This is a genomic window from Mitsuaria sp. PDC51 (genome assembly GCF_900113225.1).
In the GTDB taxonomy this organism is placed as follows: Bacteria; Pseudomonadota; Gammaproteobacteria; order Burkholderiales; family Burkholderiaceae_C; genus Roseateles.
Map to the genome: position 1 here is coordinate 2,091,429 of NZ_FOZE01000001.1, position 17,848 is coordinate 2,109,276.

Consider the following 17,848-nt stretch of genomic DNA (forward strand, 5'->3'; position numbering starts at 1 on the left):
CGGGAGAGGGCAGGGGTGAGGGCCGACGGCCGATGCAGTCCGCCATCGCCGCTATCCTTGCCGCGCTGGCCCTGACCGCCTGCGTCACGACCCCCACCGGCACGCCGCCGCTGAACGAGCCCGCGCCGACCCCGCCGCCCGCCGCGACCGCCGCCCACGGCGAGGTCATCGCCCGCAACGACCGGCTGCTGATCTACGTCCCCGTCGCCGGCGAATCCCTGCGCGGCATCGCCGCCCGGCTGCTGGGCAGCGAGGACCGCGACTGGCAGATCAGCGAGGCCAACGCCGGCGCCACCAAGGTCGATCCCGGCCAGCCGCTGATCGTGCCGCTCAAGCCGATGAACCCGGTGGGCGTGCGCGCCGGCAGCTTCCAGACCGTCCCCATCCTCTGCTACCACCGGCTGGGCACCACCGGCGGCAAGATGGCCGTTTCCCCGACCAGCTTCGCCGCCCAGATGGAATGGCTGGCGAAGAACGACTACCGCGTCGTCAAGCTCTCGCAGCTGACGGGCTACCTCGAGGGCAAGGAGCCGCTGCCGCCCAAGGCGGTCGTGGTCACCTTCGACGACGGCTACGAGTCGGTCTACAAGTTCGCCTACCCGGTGCTGCGCAAGCTGGGCCTGCCCGCGACGATGTTCGTCTACACCGATTTCGTCGGCGCCGGCGGCGACGCGGTCAGCTGGCCGCAGCTGGCGGAGATGCAGGCCTCGGGGCTGATGGACATCCAGGCCCATTCGAAGTCGCACCGCAACCTGATCGAGCGCACCGCCGGCGAGAACGACGAGCGCTACAAGCGCAACCTCGACAGCGAAACCGCCGGCCCGCGCGACCTGATCGAGCAGAAGCTCAACACCAAGGACCAGGTGCGCCATTACGCCTATCCCTACGGTGACGCCAACGAGCTGGTGCTGGAGACGCTGACGCGTCAGAAGTACACGCTGGCGGTGACCGTCAACCCGGGCGGCAACGCCTTCTACGCGCAGCCGCTGATGCTGCGCCGCACGATGATCTTCGGCGACCACGACCTCGAGGCCTTCAAGGCCCGGCTGCAGACCAGCCGCCGCATTGGACAGACGCCATGAGGGCCGCACTCGCAGTCCTCCTGGCCGCCGCCGCGCTGGCGGCCTGCAGCAGCGGCCCGAGCGGCGCGCTGCGCGGTGGTGAAGGCGTGGCCGGTTCGCCCCCCACGGCCTTCGAGCAGGCGCAGGTGTCGCGCGCGCAGGAGCAGGTGAAGGACGGCCAGCTGGCCGAGGCCGCCTGGACCTGGGAAGCGCTGACCGTCCTGCGGCCCGACAACGCCGGCTACCGCGACAGCCTGGCCGCGACCCGCCAGTTGATCGACAGCGGCGTGAGCGAGCGGCTCGAGAAGGCCCGGGCGGCGCAAAAGCGCGGCGACCTCGACGGCGCAAGCACGGCCTACCTGGGCGTGCTGGCGCTGCAGCCGGACAACGAGGCCGCCGCCGACGCGCTGCGTGGCCTGGAGAAGGAACGCAACCAGAAGAGCTACCTGGGCAAGCCGACGCGGCTGACGCTGCGCAAGGCGAGCCCGCCGGTGGCGGCCAAGCCGGCCGCCAAGGCGCAGGCGGCGGGTGCGTCGGGCAAGGATGCGGCCCCGGCCGCGGCGTCGGCCGGGCCGGACCGCAACGAACTGGAGCACATCGCGATGCTGGCCGCGCAGGGCGAGCTCGACGAGCCGATCCGGCTGCTCGAGCGCCGCGCGCCGCAGGACCGCAACGATCCCTCGGCCAAGCGGCTGCTGGCCGACCTCTACGTGCGCAAGGCCGAGAAGATCTCGACCATCGACAAGTCCGGCGCGGTGATGCTGCTGCAGAAGTGCCTGCGCGTGGATCCGAAGAACGCGCGCGCGACCGCGCTGATGCGCCAGCTCATCGACGAGTCGGCCGCCAAGGCCCCCGCCGCGGCGGGACCGGCCGCGGCGGCGAAGAACAAGGTCGACAAGCGCTAGCCGGCCGCCGGCGCCAGCCGACGGCCGCCGCCGATGGCCGCCCGCGCCCCGACGCCTAGAACGTCACCGTGACCGAGGGCGCGCTGCGCTGCGCCTCGCCGTGGAACACGGCCTCGATGTTGTTGCCGTCCGGGTCCAGCACGAAGGCCGCGTAGTAGCCCGGGTGGTAGGGCCGCTCGCCGGGCGCGCCGTTGTCGGTGCCGCCGTTGGCCAGCGCGGTCTTGTGGAAGGCGTCGACCGCTGCGCGGTCCCGGGCCTGGAAGGCCAGGTGATGCCGCCCGGTCAGCTGGCCCTGCGCTGCATCGCTGCTCGCGGTCGACACGAACAGCTCGTCGGCCCAGAAATAGTCGTCGCCCGATCCGCCGATCGGCACGCCCAGCGGCGGCAGGACCGCCTCGTAGAAGCGGCGGCTCGCGGCCAGGTCGCGCACGACGAGCTGCAGGTGGTCGATCAGGCGTCCGCGGTGCAGTTGCTGGACTTCCATGGAGGCTCCTTGAAGTGGGTCGGCATGAAGCCGGTCGGGGCAAGCCGCGTTCTTATCCCCGCGGCGCGCCGGCGTCATTCGTTTTTCCTTCGACGGCCCGCCGCGCCCCTGGAGTGCGGGACAAGGACGATGCGCCTGCCAGGGTCCTCGGCGTCCGGCTCAGATCACGCCCGGTCCGCCGCGCCGTCGGCGGTTCCGGCACCGGAGCCGGCGACCTGGGCGATGCTGACGCTCGGCGGCCTGCTCCTGCTGCCGCGCCAGCGGCGGAGCAGGGGACCGGAGACGGTCTTCTCCAGCACCCCCGCCAGCAGCACGCAGACCACCACCGCCGGCGCGTAGACCACGAAGGTCCAGGCCTGCGACGCGCCCATCACGGCGCGATACAGCGCCACCGTGCCGAGCACGACCAGCATGTGGCTCAGGTAGAGCTCGTAGCTGAGCTCGCCCATGCGGGCGAGCCATCGCCCGCCACGCCGCGGCGCCGGCGGGTGAGCGACCGCGGCGACCAGCAGCGCGGCGGTGCCGACGCACAGGACGTACATGCCGCCCTTGAAGAGATGGCGGTGGACGAGCTCGCCCCAGCCGATCACCAGCAGCAGGCCGACGCCGCCGAGCACCGCCAGCAGGCGGGCCTCGCGCGCGCCTGGCCGCCAGCGCCGCGCGAGCAGCGCCGCCAGCACGCCCCAGGCGATCGCCGACATGCCGGGCAGGTAGGCCTTCTCCCACCACACCTCGTCGCTTGGCGGGACCAGCGCCCTCAGCGGCACCAGGGCGAGCGCCAGCGCCACCAGCGCCGCCACCAGCAGCGGCCGCGGCAGCGCCAGGCACAGCAGCGGGAAGCCGACGTAGAAGACCTCCTCGATCGACAGCGACCACAGCACGTCCCAGGCCGCCGGCGCCCAGCCGGTGCGGCCTTCATACCAGTTGAAGGTGAAGCTCAGCGCCGAGCCCAGCAGGCCGGCCAGCGACTGCCGCTCGCCCGGTGCGAAACCAGGCACGCCCAGCAGCGCCAGGGTCGACAGCAACGCCAGCATCACCAGCAGCAGCGGCAGGATGCGCGTGGCGCGGGCGCGGTAGAAGGCGCGCAGGTCGACCCGGCGCAGGTCGCCATCGCGCGCCAGCAGGCGGGTCGTTATCAGGAAGCCCGAGATCACGAAGAAGATGAACACCGCCTCGTAGCCGTTGAAGCTGATCGCGTCGATCAGGCGCTTGGGCAGCCAGGCACTGGCCAGGCTGGGCGCCAGCGGCAGGCGGAAGGGCAGGGCCAGGTGGTGGACCACCACCAGCAGGATGGCCACGCCACGCAGGCAGTCGATGGCGAAGTTGCGCGGCGTGGTGTCGGTCATGCGGAGCAGCGGCATCAGGCCGCCGAGAAGGATGGCGGCGCGGATGTTAGCGGCGCCTGGCGTCGGCGCGGCCGCTCATCGGAGTGACGGGCGTTACGTCGTCGAGCCGCGGGGCGGTAGCACGATCGGACGAATGCGGCGCGGTGCGGTCGGTCCGGCGTCCAGCATGTCGCGCACCCGCCCGTCGGCCTGCGCGACCAGCGGCTCGATCAGCGCGGCCTCCGGCAGGTTGGCCCAGTAACGGCGCGGCATCTCGCGGGTCATCATGGCTAGCTTCAGGCGCGCCGGGTTGAAGATGCTGCGGTAGTAGGTCAGCCACAGCGCCGCGCCGGCGTCCGGCGGCGGCGCCGTTTCCCGCCGCGCCCCCGGGCCAGCGCACAGCCGGACGCCGTCCCAGTGCATCGAGACGCGCGGCGACAGGATGGTCCAGCGCAGGTTGGCGAAGCGCCGCGCGAAGAAGGGCGAGGCGGCCTCGAGCACATGGTGCTCGGGCTCGAACCAGGCGACCAGGCGTTCGCCGTCGGTGTCCTCGACCGGGACGAAGCGCACGAAGGCATGGGTCTTGTGGATCTCGTGCCGCACCTCGCGCGCGAGCCGCTCCGCGTGGCGGCGGTCCTCGTCGAAACGGTCGTGCCAGCGCGCGGGATCGGTCCTCAGGCGCGACAGCAGGCGATGCAGGAGCTCGAAGCGCCGCGGCTCGCGATGCAGCAGGGCGGACCGGCACAGCGACAGGAACGAGGCCGGCACCGTGAACGCGGCGCTCGCGACGCGCTCGCTCGCATCGGTCGCATCGCCGTCCTCCGCGGTCGACCAGAGGTCGCCGCCGTCCTCGCCGGTGATCCACTCGACGGTTTCCGGCGCCACGCCGTCCAGCACCAGGCGCCGGGCAGCGTGCCGAAAGCCGTCGAAGTCGACCGGCCCGTCGAGCCGCACGCGGATCATCCGAACAGCCCCAGCTGCGTGGGAGCGCCCGCGACAACGCCCCCGACCACGCCCGTGCCCGTGCCCGCGTCCGCTGCCCCACTGGCGCGAGTCGGGGCTGGCGGTGCCGCGCCAGGACGATGACCGTCGACGATGACGAAAGGCAACACCCGGCGCAGCGGCAGCTTCATGTGGCGCAGGTCCTCGGCCCGCACCCGGCGCAGTCGACGGGCGGCGATCAGCCGGTCGACCGACCCGACGCCCAGGCCGGGCACCCGCAGCAGCAGTTCCCGCGGCGCCTGGTTGAGGTCGACCGGGAAGCGCTCCGGATGCGCGAGCGCCCAGGCGTGCTTGGGATCGACGTCCAGCCGCAGCAGCCCGGTGCCGTCGTCGACGATCTCCTCGTGGTCGAAGCCGTAGAAGCGCATCAGCCAGTCGGCCTGGTAGAGGCGGTGCTCGCGCACCAGCGGCGGCGCTTTCAGCGGCAGGGCCCGCGCGGCATCGGGAATGGGGCTGAACGCCGAGTAATAGACGCGCCGCATGCGAAAGCGCCCGTAGAGCGCGGCGCTGCTGCGCAGGATGCTGCGGTCGTCGCTGTCGTCGGCGCCGACGATCATCTGCGTGCTCTGGCCCGCCGGGGCGAAGCGCGGCGGCCGCGCGGGGCGCGGCGCGGCGCCCGGGATCACGCGGATCGGCGCCTCGCCGGTTGTCGTGCCGGTTGTCGCGCCAGTGGACCCGACGGTTGACCCGACCGACAACCCACCGGTCGATCCGCCGGTTGATCCCCCCGCTGACGCCCGCGCCTCGCGGGCCTCGTCGATGTGCAGCCGCAGCCGGCCCATCGAGCGATGGATCGCGCTCGTGTCCTTCTCCGGCGCGAGTTGCTTCAGACCGGCCTCGGTGGGCATCTCGACGTTGATGCTGAGCCGGTCGGCATACCGGCCGGCCCGGCGCAGCAGCTCGTCGCTGGCATCCGGGATGGTCTTGAGGTGGATGTAGCCGCGGAAGTCATGCACCTCGCGCAGCGTCTGCGCCACCCGCACCACTTGTTCCATCGTGTGGTCGGGGCTCTTGATGATCCCGCTGCTGAGGAACAGGCCCTCGATGGTGTTGCGGCGGTAGAAGTCCAGCGTCAGCCGCACGACCTCCTCGACGCTGAAGCGCGCCCGCGCCACGTTGCTCGACGACCGGTTGACGCAGTACAGGCAGTCGTACTGGCAATGGTTGGTCAGCAGGATCTTGAGCAGCGAGATGCAGCGGCCGTCGGGCGCGTAGCTGTGGCAGATGCCCATGCCTTCCGTCGAGCCGATGCCGGCGCCGCCGACGGAATCGCGCCGGTCGGTGCCGCTGGATGCGCAGGAGGCGTCGTACTTGGCGGCGTCGGCCAGGATGGCGAGCTTGCGGTCGAGGTCCATGGGGCGCGCGGGAATGACAAACAACTGTATGAATATACAGTAATTGAGTCATCCAGCTCTCGCATCACCGGCCGCCTGCGAGGGGATTCCGCCGGCGAGCGCCCATGCAAAAGAGGCGCACGCGGCGCCTCTTCCTTGGGGTGTCCGACGCCGTCGCAGCGGCGCGGTGTCACTTCAGCTGGTCGGCCTTGGCCTTCAGCGTGACGGCCTTCTGGCGTTCCAGCTTGGCCAGCTCGTTGTCCGGGTCGAGCTGCAGCACCGTGTCCCAGCCGCGGATCGCGCCGGCCAGGTCCTGCTTGGCGAAGGCGGTGCGCGCATTCAGCGTCGCCCGGGCGATCTGCTTCTTGCGCAGCGCCTCGATGCGGGCGGCGGCGCCGGGATGATCGGCGGCCTCGGCGCGGCGGAACTCCTCCAGCGCCTTGTCCATGCGGCCGGCGCGCTCGTGCGCATCACCGGCACGCATGGCCTTCTCGCCGGGCGACAGTTCGGCCACCGGCGGCGGCGCGGGCGGGGCGGCGGGCGCCGGAGCGGCGGCCACGGTCGCGGGCGGCGCCGCCGGCGCGGTGGCCTTCGGATCAGGGCGCGCCGAGGGGCGCGGATACAGCGGACCCGCCGGCGGCTTGCCGGGGATGCGCAGCACCTGGCCGCCGGCGACCTGGCGCGGCACGCGGATGTCGTTGTAGCGGGCCAGGATGTAGAAGGCGTAGATGTCGCCCATGAAGCGGCCGGCGATCCGCGACAGGGTGTCGCTGGACTGCACCGTGTACGCGAAGGACTCGCGACCCAGCAGCGCCACCGGGTCGGCGGTGATCTGCTTCATGAGGCTGTTGGCCAGCTTGTTGCCGGGATCCAGCTGCAGCGCGCGCTGCAGCTCGGCGCGGGCCTGGTCTTCCTGGCCGGCTTCCAGCAGTTCGATCGACTGCATCGCGGTCTTCTGCGCCAGGGCCTGCTCGGCGGGCGTCGGCGGGACCGGCTCCGGCGGCGGGGGCGGCGGAGGCGGCGCCGTCACCACCGGTTCGGGCGGCGGCGGCGCGGGCGCGGGCGTCTGGCAGGCCGCCAGGGCCAGGCTCAGCAGCAGCACCGAGACGGCCGACAGGGCGGATGGCGCACCACCTCGCAGCGCGGCGGCAATCGAGGGGGAGGCGGTCGGGGCGTCGGGACGGAAAGTGGTCGACATCGGCATCACGTCGGGATTCGAGCGGGGTGGAGTATGAAACAGCGACAAGCCCCCCGCAGGTGACTTTCGTTCATTGAAGCAGGACCTTTGTCACGCAAACATCCCATGCCAGTCTCTCGAGGTCCCAAAGGCAGCATCATGACCCTCACCCTGCGCGCGGTGTCGCTCAACGACCTGCCCCTGACGCAGCCCATCACCGCGCGCTTCGACGCCACCGGGGGAACCATCGGTCGCGCCGACCACAACACCATGGCGCTGCCCGACCCGGAGCGCCACATCTCCCGCCAGCAGGCGGAGATCAGCGCCGACGCCGGCGGCTTCGTGATCCGCAACGTCGGCAGCGCCAATCCGATCACCGTCGCCGGGCAGCCGGTCGCCCAGGGTCAGGCCGTGCCGCTGCGGCACCTGGACCAGGTCCGCATCGGCGGCTACCTGCTGGAAGTGCAGAACGAGGCCGGCGACGACAGCGGCGCCACCGTGATCCGCCGGGCGCCGGACCTGGCGCGTCCGGTCATGCCGGCGCCTGGGCCCATGCCCATGCCGATCCCGGCGCCGCCGACGCCGCTGGGCGGCGCGACCTCGGCGCCCGCCGCGCTGTCCAGTTCCAACCCGTTCGCCGACCTGTTCGGCGGCGCGCCGACCCCGGCCGACCTGTTCGCCGCGACGCCGGCCCCGGCGCCGCATCTCTCGCCGTTCGCGGCCCCGCCGCCCGCCCCGACGCCCGCGCCGGCCGGACCGATGCTGCTGCCGGACGACTTCGATCCCTTCGCCCCGCCGCCACCGTCGCGCCAGGCATCCACCACCAGCGCCGCCGGACCGGCCGCGTTCGACCCCTTCGGCGGCCTGGACCTGGCGCCGCCGCCCGCGCCCATCGCGCCGCCGGCGGCCTCGAACGACCTGGGCTTCGGCGGAGCCTTCGCCGACCTGGTGCCGGGCGACAACAACCGCTCGCTGGACGACCTGTTCGGCTTGCAGGCCCCGGGCGCGGACCCCCTGGCCGGCTTCATGGCCGGCGCGGCGCCGCGTGCCGACACCGGCGCGCGCGACGGCCTGCCGTCGGATCCGCTGGCGCTTTTCGGCGCCGCGGCGCCGGCCGCCAACACCGAGCCGCAGACGCCCGCGCTGCCGGACCACACGCCGGCGCTGCACTCGTCCTTCCGTCCGCCGGAGGTCCGCGGCCTGGCGCCGGCGCCGCTGCCTCCGCCAGTTCCGCCGGTGGCCGTGATGCCGCCGCCGGTCATGCCGCCCGCCGCGGTCATGCCGCCTCCAGTGACGCCGCCCCCGGTGATGCCGCCGCCGCCGGCCGTGGCGCCGCCGCCGACCTTCGCCCGGCCGCAGCCGGCGGCGTCGGCGACCGCCGCGCCCGGTCCAGCGGCCGACACCGCCGCGCTCTGGCAGGCCTTCTGCGAAGGCGCGGGCGTGCGCATGGCCGCGCCGCCGCAAGGCCTGAACGCCGACCTGATGCGCGTCATCGGCCAGCTGCTGAATGCCTCCGTCGACGGCGCGCTGCGCATGATGGCGGTGCGCGCGGCCACGAAGCACGAGCTGCGCGCGCAGGTCACGGTGATCCGCTCGCGCGACAACAACCCGCTGAAGTTCTCGCCCGACGCGCAGTCGGCGCTCGAGCAGCTGCTGCAGCCGCCGGTGCGCGGCTTCCTGCCCGGCCCGGCGGCGATGCAGGACGCGATGCGCGACCTGGTCGGCCACACCATCGGCACGATGGCCGGCACCCGCGCGGCGCTGGAGGGCGTGCTGACGCGCTTCCAGCCTTCGGCGCTGGAGGCCAAGCTGACCAGCCGCTCGGTGCTGGACAGCGTGCTGGCGATGAACCGCAAGGCCAAGCTCTGGGAGCTCTACCTGCAGCATTTCGAATCCATCCGCGACGAGGCGCAGGAGGACTTCCACACCCTGTTCGGCAAGGCCTTCCTGGAGGCCTACGAAGACCAGCTCGAGCGCCTGAGCCAGCACGGCCGGGGCCCGGCGCCGGTCGCGCCGCACGCACAACCACAGCAGAGCGGGGCCTGAGCCCCGCCGATCGTCCTACACGTCGTTCACACCATGCTCAAGATCCGGGTCGCCGCCTGCAGCGAACAAGGCGCGCGCGCCAACAATGAAGACGCCATCGTGGCGCACGAGAACGGCCCCGGCTGGTATGCCGTGCTGGCCGACGGCGCCGGCGGCCACCGCAATGGCGCGGAGGCCGCGCGTCGCGCCGTCCACCGGATGCAGACCAGCCTGGGCGACGCCACGCTGCCCTGGCGGCCGGAGCTGCTGACCGGCGCGGTGCTGGCCGCGCACGACGACGTGCGTCGCGGCGTCGAGGGCACCGGCCGCGACCGCATGCACACGACGGTGGTGGCCCTGTGCGTGGATGCGCAGCGCAACTTCGCGCTGTGGACGCATGTGGGCGACTCCCGCCTTTACCGCCTCCGCGACGGCCAGATCGACACGATCACGCAGGACGACAGCGTGGTGCAGATGCTGATCGAGGCCGGGCTGCTGACGCCGGAGCAGGCCGAGGATCACCCGCACAAGAACCACCTGGTGGCGGCGCTGGGCATCGAGGACGAGCTGCATCCCCACACGACCTCGCCGCAGCCGCTGCAGGACGGCGACGTCTTCCTGCTGTGCAGCGACGGCTGGTGGGGCAGCGCGGGCGACACGCTGATCCACGACACGCTGCGCGCGGCCGCCTCGCCGGACGACTGGCTGGCGGCGATGCGCGCGGTGATCGAGGAGCGCGGCTTGCCGGACCAGGACAACTTCAGCGCCATCGCGCTGTGGGTCGGCGAGCCGGCCCTGGCGGTGGCCGCCGAGGCCCCGGCGGACGCGGCCGGCACGGCCACGGACGAGACCGCGGTGGACTCCGGACCCGTCCCGCTGGAAGAGGAAGAAGAGGACGAGTCGACGCGGCGGATGCCGCTCTGAGCGCGGGGCGCGAGCGCGCCGCCGCGGGAGCCGGCGCGAGACGGTGCCAGGCGCCGCGAGACAGTCGTAGACCTCTGGAGACAGCCGATGAGGACGGTCCGTCAAGTCGACGCCGGCGACCTGAGCGTCGGCCTGTGGGACGAGGGCCCGCGCGACGGGCCGGCGGTCGTGCTGCTGCACGGCTTTCCGTATGACATCCATGCCTACGAGGCGGTGACCGATCGCCTGGTCGAGCGCGGCTGCCGCGTGCTGGTGCCCTTCCTGCGCGGCTACGGCTCGACGCGTTTTCTCGAGGCGGACACCCTGCGGTCCGGCGAGCAGGCGGTGCTCGGCGCCGACCTGCGGGCGCTGATGGATGCGCTGCGGATCGAGTCCGCGGTGCTGGCCGGATACGACTGGGGCGGTCGAGCCGCCTGCGTGGTCGCGGCGACCTGGCCGGAGCGCTGCGCCGGGCTGGTGTCCTGCAACGGCTACAACCTGCTGCATCCGCCGGCCGCGATGGCGCCGGACGAGCCGGCCAACGAGGCGCGCTACTGGTACCAGTTCTACCTGCATGGCGAGCGCGGCCGGCGCGGCCTGGAGCAGCACCGGCAGGCCATGGCGAAGCTGCTGTGGCAGATGTGGTCGCCGCGCTGGCCGTTCACCGAGGCGGACTTCCTTCGCTCGGCGGCGGCCTTCGACAACCCCGATTTCGTCGAGGTGGTCGTGCATTCCTATCGCCACCGCTATGGCTTGGTCCCGGGCGATGCGCGCTTCCTCGAGCTTGAGGCGCAGTTGCTGACCCGACCGGTGATCCAGGTCCCGACCATCCTGCTCGACGGCTTGGCGGACGGCGTTGCCGTCGAGCCCGACACGCGCTCGCATGCGCGCCATTTCGCGCGGCTCGTGCGGCATGAGCGGGTGGATGGCGTCGGCCACAACTTCCCGCAGGAATGCCCGTCCGTCTTCGCCGCGGCGGTGATGGACCTCGTCGAGGCGGCTGCGAGGGAGTGACGAGTCTGATCAACGCGCCCTGTGCGGGGCGGGGCGGCCTTTCGGCAATTTGCGGGAGACAGATCAGCCAGGGGCCGATGGAACCTCGGGACGCCGGCGGATAGATTGGCGTTCGACATCACTTCCGTCAAAGGGTTCGCGATGAAGCAGCGCTCTCACCACCGTGCCCCCTCGGCACAGGACCTCCCCGCGGCGCAGGGCGACCGCGTGCCGGTGCGAGCGATGCATGAGCGCAGCCCGATCCAGGCGAGGACGCTGCAGGCCTTTGTCGACCAGTCACCCCGCATGCAGGCGCAGCGTCGGCTCGTCGACGGCGTGCTTGGCGGTGCAGAGGGGGATCGGCCAGTGTTGCAGGCCGCCGGCAGGTCTTCGCCGGATAGAGCGGCTGCGGCGTCACCCATGGGTGTCGCTCAGTTGGGCAAAAAGGACTCGGCCATCCCGGACTTCGTGACCGAGTTCTTCGAGCGCCTCAATACGACCTACCACGCGTTCAAGCAGGGCAATTGGAACTTGATCTCGCAGGCTCACGCGCAGGCCCATGGCGCCGCGCCCTCGACCTCAGGGGCGGCGTACACCATCGACGCGATCACTGGCAGGAAGCTGGTCGAGATGCTGACCCGAACCGGTTGGAAGCCTCACGACTCGGAGAGTCGCAAGAGTGCCATCGAGACCTCGGCGGCCTTTTCGAAAGCACGCAGGCAGCAGGGGGCTTCATCGGACCAGGGCGGAGCTCCACAGCTCACGACGGACGACCAGGGCAAGCCGATTCGAACGATCACTTCCCACAAGGCGCGAAAGAAGCTTCATCAAGACGGAGCAAGCGAGTACTACTACCTGAAGGGAAACAATGCGCTCTTCAAGGAGGGCCGTCCGGTGAAGGAGACGGACTATCCGATACCGGGCGCGCTCCAGCCCGCCGCGGCAACGATCGTCGATGTGGACTCGGACGAGTCGGAGGAGTCCAGCGAAGAGAGTGAGATCGAGGCGACCCGGCCGGTGCAATCTGGCGAAGGTGGTTCACCGAAGGACGAGCCCTAGGAGTTCGATCCCCCCCGGCCCGGGTGCCTGCGTGGCCTCTTCCGTCGGGCTTACGGCTGCGGCTCGTCCATCGCCGCATTCGACGCATCCACCGGGGTCGGCCCGCTGCCCAGCTCCACGCCGGTGACGGGCTCGCTCAGCGGATCGGAGGCGGTGCGGGTGCGCATGGCCTCGCAGTCGCGTTCCTCGTCCGGCGTCAGGCCCACCGAGGCCTGGCCGTCGCCGCCGTCGACCGCGCACTGTCGCTCGCGGGCCGACTCGTACAGGAACAGCTTGCTGTCGTTCCACGGGCCCCGCATGTCGCCTTCGCCTTGCGACATGTTGTAGTAGACCGAGGCGAACTCCGGCTTGCCCGGCAGCTTGCCCGGCGGGAAGTTGGGGCTGATCGAATACAGCGCCTTCTCGAACGAGCGCTGGTGGGCGATCTCGCGGGTCATCAGGAAGCCGAGCGCCTCCTTCACGCCGGGGTCGTCGGTCACCGCGATCAGCCGTTCATAGACGATCTTGGCGCGCGCCTCGGCGGCGATGTTGGAGCGCAGGTCGGCGGTCGGCTCGCCGATGCTGTCGATGTAGCCGGCGTTCCAGAGCTGGCCGCCGGAGTTGGTCAGCGCCGGTCCGCCGCCGTACAGCACCTGCGTCACATGCGAGTCGTTGCCGGCGCCCTGCAGCGAGCGGAACAGCTCCGCTTCGGAATCGGTCGCCTCGGCCAGCTGGCCCTTGGCGCCCTTGTTGAGCATCGCGACGATGGTGCCGATGACCTCGAGGTGGCTGAGCTCCTCGGTGGCGATGTCGAGCAGCATGTCCTTGCGGCCCGGGTCGTCCTCGGCCAGCGCCTGGGTGAAGTAACGACAGGCGGCGGCGAGCTCGCCTTGCGGACCGCCGAACTGCTCGAGCATCAGGTTGGCCAGCGCCGGATTGCATTCGCGGACGCGGACGGTGTACTGGAGGCGTTTGTTGTGGGCGAACATGGAATCTCCTTGCGGTAGGCGGGGATGAGGGCAACTTGAAGCGCCGCACCACGCAGCCCTCAAGCGGGGCCGGCGTGCATGGCGACAAGGCGATCTGGCAAGGGCCGATCCAGCGCTGCGATGAGGGTCTCTCCCGCTACGACGCGACGGCCATGGACGGAGATCGCCGATGGCATCGGGATTCGCAGCCGACAGGCAAATTGCGTCGATGCGTTTCCGACGTTCGGAAGGGCATGCGGCAGAACTCACACACTTGTCCAGGCAAGTGTTTTGGGGTCAAGACTTGCGCCGCTTCGCGCACTGCGAGGCGCGCGCGCATGCTCTCTCTAGCAGGCCGCGCCCAGGCTCGCTTCTCCGCGACTGACTGGTTCACCTGCCGGTCGTCCACAACCGCCTGCCGCCCCGCAACCTCGATGGCATGGGCTTTGCAATGAAGAGGTCGTTGGCATGTGCCAATGACCATTGACGGAGACACCACCATGACTCAGCAATCCAACCAAGGTCAGTCGACCCCAGGCCAGCAGGGCGGTTCCGGCTCGCAGCGCGAGCAGAACCAGCAGAACCAGCAGAACCAGCAGAACCAGCAAGGTCAACAAGGCCAGCCGGGTCAGCAGGACCAGAACCGCGAGCAGCAGCGCCAGCAGGGTCAGAACCAGGGCCAGCAAGGCCAGGCCTCGCAGGGCCAGGAGCAGCAGCGCCAACAAGCCCAGCAAGGCCAGCAGCGTGAGGACGGCTCGCAGAACCGCGCCGAGCAGCAGCGCCAGCAAGGCGGCCAGCAGCGTGAACAAGGCGGGCAGCAGCGCGACGAGCGTTGAGCGCCGGCAAGCGCAGGGGCCGGCCCGCAGGGGTCGGCCCCTTTCATCTTCCAGCGAAAGGAAATGCCGATGGGCGAAGCCCCGAGCGCCTTCACCGTGGACGACCTCTGCAACGAGCAGCGCATCGAGTCGCTCGACCTGCACCCTTGCGGCCAGCGTGCGGTGTGCGCGGTGAAGTCGGTGCAACGCGCGGACGATGACTACCAGACCCACCTGTGGCTGCTGCCCTTGGGCGGCGGACCGTCGAACCGGCTGACCTTCGTGCCCAGCAAGAACTCGCGGCCGCGCTGGTCGCCCGGCGGTGATCGCATCGCCTTCCTGAGCGACCGGCATGGCGGGCCGAAGCAGGTGTTCCTGATGCCGGCGGACGGCGGCGAGGCCCGCCAGATCACGCGTTTCGCCGGCACCGTGATCGACCTGGCGTGGCGGCCGGATGGCCGCCAGCTCGCGCTGGTCTGCGCGGTCAATGTCGATCCGGACCAGCGCGTCGACGGCACGCGGGAGATCGACCTGCAACGCCCGATCGCCCCCGCGACGGCGCCGGAAGTGGTCTGGCGCCTGCCCTACAAGATGGACGGCTCCGGTTATGTGCTGGGCGCCCGGCTGCAGATCGTGCTGCTGGACATCGAGTCGCAGGCGGCGACGCCGCTCACCCGCGGCGATTACGACGTGGGGCATCTGGCCTGGTCGTGCGACGGCCGGCGTCTGGCCTACACCCGGGGACGCGAGGACGAACGCGAGAGCCACTGCACCGATGTCTGGATGCTGGACCTCGACGGTCCCGCGCAGCCGTTTCCCGAGGCGCGGCGGCTCACCACCACGGTGGCCACCGCCTCGTGGCCGGCGTTCTCCCCCGACGGATCGACGATCGCCTTCATGGGCGCCGAGAACGGCGGCGACGCGATCATGCGGCTGTGGGCGGTGGACGTGGCCACTGGCACAACGCGTCGAGTGGCCGACGAGGATGTCGAGCTCTTCAGCAACCCGCTGTTCTGGGACGCCGATGGCCGCCGGCTGCTCGCGGTGCAGGCCTGGCGCGGCGTCCAGCGCATCGTGTCCATCCAGGTGGACAGCGGCGAAGTCACTCCGCTGGTCGAGCCGGCCGCCGGTCATGTGAGCGCGATGGCGGTGGGCGAGGTGATCGCCTATGTCGAGGAAGGCATGGACCACCCGATCGAAGCCCACCGCTGCGACCTCGACGGCGGCCAGGCGCGACGCATCAGCGACTTCAACGGCTGGTGGCGCCAGCGGCATGCGCTCAAGCTCGAGCGTCGCCGCTTCGAGGTGCCGGACGGCGAGGGCGGCACCGAGCAGATCGAGGGCTGGCTGCTGCTGCGGGAAGGCGAGCCTTCACCGTGCCGGCTGCTGGTCGACGTGCATGGCGGACCGGCCAGCTATGTGGCGCTGCAGTTCCCGACGACACCCTACTGGCAGGTGCTGGCCAGCCAGGGCTGGGCCATCCTGGCGCTCAACGCGGTGGGGTCGGCCAGCTACGGCCGCCGGTTCAGTGAGCGGCTGCGCAAGTGCTGGGGCAGGCTCGACCTGCCGCAATACCGCGCCGCCATCGCCGCGTTGCGGCGCGAGGGCCTGGTGGACGATCGGGTCGCCATCGCCGGCTCGTCCTACGGCGGCTACTTCAGCGCGTATGCCACCGGCAACTGCGAGGACTTCCGCGCCTCGGTGGTCAGCGCGCCGGTGGGCAACCTGGAGACGCACTACGGCACCTCCGACAGCGGCTACTACGCCGACCCGTTCTCGATGGAAGGCAAGCCCGACGCCAACCGCGAGCTGATGATCGAGCTCTCGCCGATGGCGCACATCGGGCAGGGCAACACGCCGACGCTGTTCCTGCAGGGCAAGGACGACGAGCGTTGTCCGAAATGCCAGTCGGAGGAGATGTTCGTGAAGCTCAAGCGCTCCGGCACGCCGAGCGAGATAGTCCTCTATCCCGGCGGCGACCACCACACGCTGGGCCAGGGCCGACCGTCCCATCGGCTCGACGGGCATGGGCGCATCGTCGATTGGCTGAATCGGTGGGTCGAGGTGCCGTTGCCGGCGGCGCCCGGGGAGAAGCGCTGAGCGTTTCTCCGTGCCGTGGCGCGTGGAACGGGGGTTGCCCGTACCACGCAGGGCTCGATCCCGCGAGCCTCCCTCTGGAGATCTCCATGTCCCTTCGTCACCTGGCCGTCGCTGGCGGCGTCGCGCTGTTGTCCGCGCACCTGTTCCGTTCCCTGCGTGCGCCGCAAGACGGCGCACCGTCCTCGGCGCCGCTTCCGGCGTCCTCGACGGACGCGTCCTCATCAGCCGCTTCCTTGTCCGACGCTCCCTCGTCCGACCCTTCCTCGGCGGCCGACCGCACGCGGTCCGAAAGCAGCGCGCGCGCCTCTTCGGACGGCGGCGAGCCCGCGCAACTGACGCCGCTGGAAGGCGCGGCCGTCGCCGAGTCGCTGCGTGAGCAGGAGCGCCCCGAACTCGGCCTGCCGAGCGACACGCGCAACGATGCCGATCGCGTCCGGCCCGGCCTGGCGGACTTCGCGCGCGGTGCCTGAGTCGCGAGGTTGGCGATGAGGCCGCGCACCGCCTTGTCGGCGGCCCTGACCGGGCTGCTGCTCGCCGCCTGTGGCGACCACCGGACCGAATCGCCGGTCCAGTCGCCCGGCGCGCCGGCGCGGCCCGCGACGAAGGTCCTGGAAGCGGGCGCCGCCGTCCTGCAGGACAAGCCGCCGATCGAGGCGCTCAATGCCTACCTCGATGGCTTCCACTTCTACAACGGGCGGCCCACGGCGCAGATGGAGGCGCATCACTACTGCGCCGTCCTCAACGAGGAACTCATCCAATGCGTCATCTACGACGGCAACGTCAAGGACGCGAAGCTGATGGGCGTGGAATACATCATCAGCGGCCAGCAGTTCGCGGCCTTGCCGGCGGCGGAGAAGCGCCTGTGGCACAGCCATGTGCATGAGGTGAAGTCCGGCCAACTGATCGCGCCCGGCATTCCCGAGGCGGCCGAGCGGCAGCTGATGGAACGGCTGGTCGGCACCTACGGGAAGACCTGGCACACCTGGCACACCGATGAGGGCAAGTCGCTGCCCTTGGGCGTGCCGCAGCTGATGATGGGCTTCACCGCGGACGGCCAGGCGGACGCGGCCATGGTGGCCGCGCGCGACCAGCGATTCGGCGTCGTCAGCGCGCGCAAGCGCGAGCAGCGCGGCGCCATCCCCGCCCCGCCCATCGATGCGGGCGCGGATGCCTGGCGCCGCGGACAGGTCTATCAGATCCCCGATCCGACGGGCGCGCACGGGGCCGGTGCCCATGTGCCCGGGCGGGCCCCGTCCGCGCGGTGAGCGCGTCGCGTCTTCAGCCCGTGGACACCGCAATGCGCCGCGGCTGCGCATGCGCCTGCTTGGGGATCCGCAGCGTCAGCACGCCGTCCTTCATGCCGGCCTCGATGCGGCCCATGTCGAGCTCGCGGCTCAAGGTGAAGGCGCGGCGGAAACGCGGCACGCTCACCTCGGCCCACAGCGGGCGCATGCCGTCCGGCGCGCTGACCGCGGCCTCGCCTTCGATCACCAGCGTCTCGCCATCGAGCCGGACATCGAGCGCTTCCCGCGGCACGCCCGGCATGTCGGCCAGCAGCGTGATGCCGCCGGCGTCCTCGAAGATCTCGACCGCGGGTTCCGCGACCGCGCGGGGACCGGAGACGGGCTTCCCGGCCGACGCGTTCTGCCCGGTCGAGGCCAGTTCCGCACGGGCGCCATCGGCGCGGGTCAGTTGGGTGTGGGTGGACATGACAGCTC

At 71.3% G+C, this 17,848-nt stretch carries 17 protein-coding genes; 10 read left to right on the forward strand and 7 right to left on the reverse strand.

Translation table 11 applies throughout. The features are described 5' to 3' along the window. The first annotated feature begins 32 nt into the window (after positions 1-32). Together BM393_RS09165 and BM393_RS09170 are read left to right on the forward strand one after the other, a co-directional pair. Positions 33-1,082: a polysaccharide deacetylase family protein gene (locus BM393_RS09165; protein ID WP_175538244.1), complete on the forward strand. Its 1,050-nt coding sequence runs from the start codon at positions 33-35 to the stop codon at positions 1,080-1,082. Beyond that, positions 1,079-1,966 (forward strand): hypothetical protein, encoded by an 888-nt coding sequence (locus BM393_RS09170; protein WP_091724472.1) that lies wholly within the window; start codon positions 1,079-1,081, stop codon positions 1,964-1,966. Before BM393_RS09165 ends, BM393_RS09170 begins: the two co-directional genes overlap by 4 nt. 55 nt (positions 1,967-2,021) lie before the next feature. Here BM393_RS09170 and BM393_RS09175 read toward each other — a convergent pair whose 3' ends face one another. From BM393_RS09175 to BM393_RS09195, 5 genes are all read right to left on the reverse strand, one after another. Continuing rightward, a complete protein-coding gene (locus BM393_RS09175; RefSeq protein ID WP_091724473.1) occupies positions 2,022-2,450 on the reverse strand; it encodes a VOC family protein in 429 nt (142 codons plus the stop codon). A 164-nt stretch (positions 2,451-2,614) separates the two neighbouring features. Beyond that, positions 2,615-3,796: an acyltransferase gene (locus BM393_RS09180; protein ID WP_217648402.1), complete on the reverse strand. Its 1,182-nt coding sequence runs from the start codon at positions 3,794-3,796 to the stop codon at positions 2,615-2,617. Positions 3,797-3,889: 93 nt separating this feature from the next. Next, positions 3,890-4,738, reverse strand: a complete 849-nt coding sequence (locus BM393_RS09185; protein ID WP_091724475.1) for a TIGR03915 family putative DNA repair protein — start codon at positions 4,736-4,738, stop codon at positions 3,890-3,892. Beyond that, positions 4,735-6,132 carry a putative DNA modification/repair radical SAM protein gene (locus BM393_RS09190; protein ID WP_091724476.1) on the reverse strand — a complete coding sequence of 466 codons (1,398 nt, stop codon included), beginning with the start codon at positions 6,130-6,132 and terminating at the stop codon, positions 4,735-4,737. The genes BM393_RS09185 and BM393_RS09190 overlap by 4 nt, the downstream gene beginning before the upstream one ends. Positions 6,133-6,301: 169 nt before the next feature. Continuing rightward, entirely contained in the window at positions 6,302-7,309 is a 1,008-nt protein-coding gene (locus BM393_RS09195; RefSeq protein ID WP_175538245.1) for a LysM domain-containing protein, read from the reverse strand. A 138-nt stretch (positions 7,310-7,447) separates the two neighbouring features. Between BM393_RS09195 and tagH the strand changes: the two genes are divergently transcribed. The 4 genes from tagH to BM393_RS09215 all read left to right on the forward strand — a co-directional run bounded on the left by tagH (position 7,448) and on the right by BM393_RS09215 (position 12,268). Further along, positions 7,448-9,334, forward strand: a complete 1,887-nt coding sequence (gene tagH / locus BM393_RS09200; RefSeq protein ID WP_175538246.1) for a type VI secretion system-associated FHA domain protein TagH — start codon at positions 7,448-7,450, stop codon at positions 9,332-9,334. Positions 9,335-9,367: 33 nt separating this feature from the next. Then, positions 9,368-10,237: a PP2C family serine/threonine-protein phosphatase gene (locus tag BM393_RS09205; protein ID WP_091724479.1), complete on the forward strand. Its 870-nt coding sequence runs from the start codon at positions 9,368-9,370 to the stop codon at positions 10,235-10,237. An 87-nt stretch (positions 10,238-10,324) separates the two neighbouring features. Then, entirely contained in the window at positions 10,325-11,230 is a 906-nt protein-coding gene (locus BM393_RS09210; RefSeq protein ID WP_091724480.1) for an alpha/beta fold hydrolase, read from the forward strand. A 105-nt stretch (positions 11,231-11,335) separates the two neighbouring features. After that, positions 11,336-12,268: a hypothetical protein gene (locus BM393_RS09215; RefSeq protein ID WP_091724481.1), complete on the forward strand. Its 933-nt coding sequence runs from the start codon at positions 11,336-11,338 to the stop codon at positions 12,266-12,268. 50 nt (positions 12,269-12,318) lie between these two features. Here the strand turns inward: BM393_RS09215 and BM393_RS09220 are convergent, their stop codons facing one another. Further along, positions 12,319-13,236, reverse strand: coding sequence for a manganese catalase family protein (locus BM393_RS09220; protein ID WP_091724482.1), 918 nt, complete (start codon positions 13,234-13,236; stop codon positions 12,319-12,321). A 479-nt stretch (positions 13,237-13,715) separates the two neighbouring features. Between BM393_RS09220 and BM393_RS25660 the strand changes: the two genes are divergently transcribed. From BM393_RS25660 to BM393_RS09240, 4 genes are all read left to right on the forward strand, one after another. Then, the gene (locus tag BM393_RS25660) at positions 13,716-14,051 is read left to right on the forward strand and encodes a hypothetical protein (RefSeq protein WP_175538247.1); all 336 of its coding nucleotides are present in this window, start codon (positions 13,716-13,718) and stop codon (positions 14,049-14,051) included. Positions 14,052-14,120: 69 nt separating this feature from the next. Then, a complete protein-coding gene (locus BM393_RS09230; RefSeq protein ID WP_175538248.1) occupies positions 14,121-16,130 on the forward strand; it encodes a S9 family peptidase in 2,010 nt (669 codons plus the stop codon). Between the two features lie 86 nt (positions 16,131-16,216). After that, positions 16,217-16,600, forward strand: coding sequence for a hypothetical protein (locus BM393_RS25190; protein WP_141225275.1), 384 nt, complete (start codon positions 16,217-16,219; stop codon positions 16,598-16,600). A 15-nt stretch (positions 16,601-16,615) separates the two neighbouring features. Then, entirely contained in the window at positions 16,616-17,395 is a 780-nt protein-coding gene (locus BM393_RS09240) for an OBAP family protein (RefSeq protein ID WP_091724485.1), read from the forward strand. Positions 17,396-17,408: 13 nt separating this feature from the next. Here BM393_RS09240 and BM393_RS09245 read toward each other — a convergent pair whose 3' ends face one another. Continuing rightward, complete coding sequence (locus BM393_RS09245) at positions 17,409-17,840, reverse strand: Hsp20/alpha crystallin family protein (RefSeq protein WP_091724486.1); 432 nt, start codon at positions 17,838-17,840, stop codon at positions 17,409-17,411. Positions 17,841-17,848: the final 8 nt, after the last annotated feature.

Excerpts from the sequence above, each read along its gene's own strand:
- BM393_RS09165 (WP_175538244.1), top strand. The coding sequence starts at position 33 with ATGCAGTCCGCCATCGCCGCTATCCTTGCCGCGCTGGCCCTGACCGCC.
- BM393_RS09170 (WP_091724472.1), top strand. The coding sequence starts at position 1,079 with ATGAGGGCCGCACTCGCAGTCCTCCTGGCCGCCGCCGCGCTGGCGGCC.
- BM393_RS09175 (WP_091724473.1), bottom strand. The coding sequence starts at position 2,450 with ATGGAAGTCCAGCAACTGCACCGCGGACGCCTGATCGACCACCTGCAG.
- BM393_RS09180 (WP_217648402.1), bottom strand. The coding sequence starts at position 3,796 with ATGACCGACACCACGCCGCGCAACTTCGCCATCGACTGCCTGCGTGGC.
- BM393_RS09185 (WP_091724475.1), bottom strand. The coding sequence starts at position 4,738 with ATGATCCGCGTGCGGCTCGACGGGCCGGTCGACTTCGACGGCTTTCGG.
- BM393_RS09190 (WP_091724476.1), bottom strand. The coding sequence starts at position 6,132 with ATGGACCTCGACCGCAAGCTCGCCATCCTGGCCGACGCCGCCAAGTAC.
- BM393_RS09195 (WP_175538245.1), bottom strand. The coding sequence starts at position 7,309 with ATGTCGACCACTTTCCGTCCCGACGCCCCGACCGCCTCCCCCTCGATT.
- tagH (WP_175538246.1), top strand. The coding sequence starts at position 7,448 with ATGACCCTCACCCTGCGCGCGGTGTCGCTCAACGACCTGCCCCTGACG.
- BM393_RS09205 (WP_091724479.1), top strand. The coding sequence starts at position 9,368 with ATGCTCAAGATCCGGGTCGCCGCCTGCAGCGAACAAGGCGCGCGCGCC.
- BM393_RS09210 (WP_091724480.1), top strand. The coding sequence starts at position 10,325 with ATGAGGACGGTCCGTCAAGTCGACGCCGGCGACCTGAGCGTCGGCCTG.
- BM393_RS09220 (WP_091724482.1), bottom strand. The coding sequence starts at position 13,236 with ATGTTCGCCCACAACAAACGCCTCCAGTACACCGTCCGCGTCCGCGAA.
- BM393_RS25660 (WP_175538247.1), top strand. The coding sequence starts at position 13,716 with ATGACTCAGCAATCCAACCAAGGTCAGTCGACCCCAGGCCAGCAGGGC.
- BM393_RS09230 (WP_175538248.1), top strand. The coding sequence starts at position 14,121 with ATGGGCGAAGCCCCGAGCGCCTTCACCGTGGACGACCTCTGCAACGAG.
- BM393_RS25190 (WP_141225275.1), top strand. The coding sequence starts at position 16,217 with ATGTCCCTTCGTCACCTGGCCGTCGCTGGCGGCGTCGCGCTGTTGTCC.
- BM393_RS09240 (WP_091724485.1), top strand. The coding sequence starts at position 16,616 with ATGAGGCCGCGCACCGCCTTGTCGGCGGCCCTGACCGGGCTGCTGCTC.
- BM393_RS09245 (WP_091724486.1), bottom strand. The coding sequence starts at position 17,840 with ATGTCCACCCACACCCAACTGACCCGCGCCGATGGCGCCCGTGCGGAA.